This is a genomic window from Leptothrix discophora (assembly GCF_030705305.1).
Classification (GTDB): Bacteria; Pseudomonadota; Gammaproteobacteria; order Burkholderiales; family Burkholderiaceae_C; genus Sphaerotilus; species Sphaerotilus discophorus.
This window is the reverse complement of sequence record NZ_JAUZEE010000024.1, coordinates 1-2,173: the sequence shown is the minus strand read 5'-3', so window position 1 is coordinate 2,173 and position 2,173 is coordinate 1. Positions and strand designations below refer to the sequence as shown.

Below are 2,173 nucleotides of genomic sequence, written 5' to 3'. Positions count from 1 at the left end.
TGAAGATCCACGAGTACCAAGGCAAGGAAATCCTGCGCCAGTTCGACGTGCCGGTGCCCCGCGGCTATCCGGCGTTCACGGTCCAGGAGGCGGCCGAGGCCGCGCAGAAGCTGGGCGGCCCGGTGTGGGTGGTCAAGGCCCAGATCCATGCGGGCGGCCGCGGCAAGGGCGGCGGCGTCAAGCTCGCGCGCTCGATGGACGACCTGCAGGCGCTGGCCGGGCAGATCCTGGGCATGCAGCTGGTCACGCACCAGACCGGCCCGGAAGGCCAGAAGGTGCGCCGCCTCTACATCGAGGAAGGCGCCGACATCCGCCGCGAGTACTACGTCTCGCTGGTGACCGACCGCCAGAGCCAGAAGGTTGCCTTCATCGCCTCCAGCGAAGGCGGCATGGACATCGAGGAGGTCGCGCACGCGACCCCCGAGAAGATCATCACCGAGGTGATCGATCCGCTGACCGGCCTGGGTGCCGCGCAGGCCGAGAAGATCGCGCGCGCCATCGGCCTGGGCGACGTGTCGATCGCGCAGGCGGTCACGCTGTTCCAGAACCTGTACCGCTGCTACATGGAAACGGACGCCTCGCTGGTCGAGATCAACCCGCTGAACTGCGATTCGAAGGGCAACCTGATCGCGCTGGACGCGAAGTTCAACTTCGACAGCAACGCGCTGTTCCGCCATCCGGAAATCGTGGCCTACCGCGACCTGGACGAGGAAGACCCGGCCGAGGTCGAGGCCAGCAAGTTCGACCTGGCCTACATCAGCCTGGACGGCAACATCGGCTGCCTGGTCAACGGCGCGGGCCTGGCCATGGCCACGATGGACACCATCAAGCTGTTCGGCGGCGAGCCGGCCAACTTCCTGGACGTGGGCGGCGGGGCGACCGCCGAGAAGGTCACCGAGGCCTTCAAGATCATGCTCAAGAACCCCGAGGTCAAGGGCATCCTGGTCAACATCTTCGGCGGCATCATGAAGTGCGACACCATCGCCGAGGGCGTGATCACCGCCTGCAAGGCGGTCAACCTCAGCGTGCCGCTGGTCGTGCGCATGAAGGGCACCAACGAGGACCTGGGCAAGAAGATGCTGGCCGAGTCGGGCCTGCCGATCATCGCCGCGGACACCATGGCCGAAGCGGCCACGGCCATCGTCAACGCGGTCAAGTAAGCCCGGAGGAAATCAACATGTCCATCTTGATCAACAAAGACACCCGCGTGATTACGCAGGGCATCACCGGCAAGACCGGCCAGTTCCACACGCTGGGCTGCCAGGCCTATGCCAACGGCAAGAACGCCTTCGTCGCGGGCGTGAACCCGAAGAAGGCGGGCGAGAAGTTCTCCGACATCCCCATCTACGCCACCGTCAAGGAAGCCGCGCAGGCACAGGGCGCGACGGTCAGCGTGATCTACGTGCCGCCCGCAGGCGCGGCCGCGGCGATCTGGGAAGCGGTCGAGGCCGACCTGGACCTGGCCATCTGCATCACCGAAGGCATCCCCGTGCGGGACATGCTGGAAGTGCGCAACAAGATGAAGGCCAAGGAAGCCGCCGGCGGCAAGAAGACGCTGCTGCTGGGCCCGAACTGCCCGGGCCTGATCACGCCCGAGGAAATCAAGATCGGCATCATGCCGGGCCACATCCACCGCAAGGGCCGCATCGGCGTGGTGAGCCGTTCGGGCACGCTGACCTATGAAGCGGTGGCGCAGCTGACCGAGATCGGCCTGGGCCAGTCCAGCGCGGTGGGCATCGGCGGCGACCCGATCAACGGCCTGAAGCACATCGACGTGATGCGCGCCTTCAACGACGATCCGGACACCGACGCGGTGATCATGATCGGCGAGATCGGCGGCCCGGACGAGGCCGAGGCGGCGCAGTGGTGCAAGGCGAACATGAAGAAGCCGATCGTGGGCTTCATCGCCGGCGTGACCGCGCCGGCGGGCAAGCGCATGGGCCATGCCGGTGCGCTGATCAGCGGCGGCGCGGACACCGCCGACGCCAAGCTGGCCATCATGGAAGAGTGCGGCTTCACCATCACCCGCAACCCCTCCGAGATGGGCCGCCTGCTCAAGGGCCTGCTCTGAGCGATCCGGTCGGCCTGACCGGCTGACCCGGCGGCAGGCTCCTCCTGCCGCCACCCCACGAGGACCCCGCGCCGCAAGGCCGGGGTCCTCGGCGCTTGTGGG

The 2,173-nt window shown here is 67.1% G+C and carries 2 protein-coding genes; both read left to right on the top strand.

Features of this window, described 5'->3' with window-relative positions; genetic code table 11:
- Nucleotides 1-1,160: ADP-forming succinate--CoA ligase subunit beta (gene sucC / locus Q8X39_RS20455; protein ID WP_305751542.1), on the top strand; the 1,160-nt coding region annotated here is incomplete at its 5' end.
- Between the two features lie 17 nt (nt 1,161-1,177).
- Complete coding sequence (gene sucD / locus Q8X39_RS20450; RefSeq protein WP_305751541.1) at nt 1,178-2,071, top strand: succinate--CoA ligase subunit alpha; 894 nt, start codon at nt 1,178-1,180, stop codon at nt 2,069-2,071.
- Nucleotides 2,072-2,173: the final 102 nt, after the last annotated feature.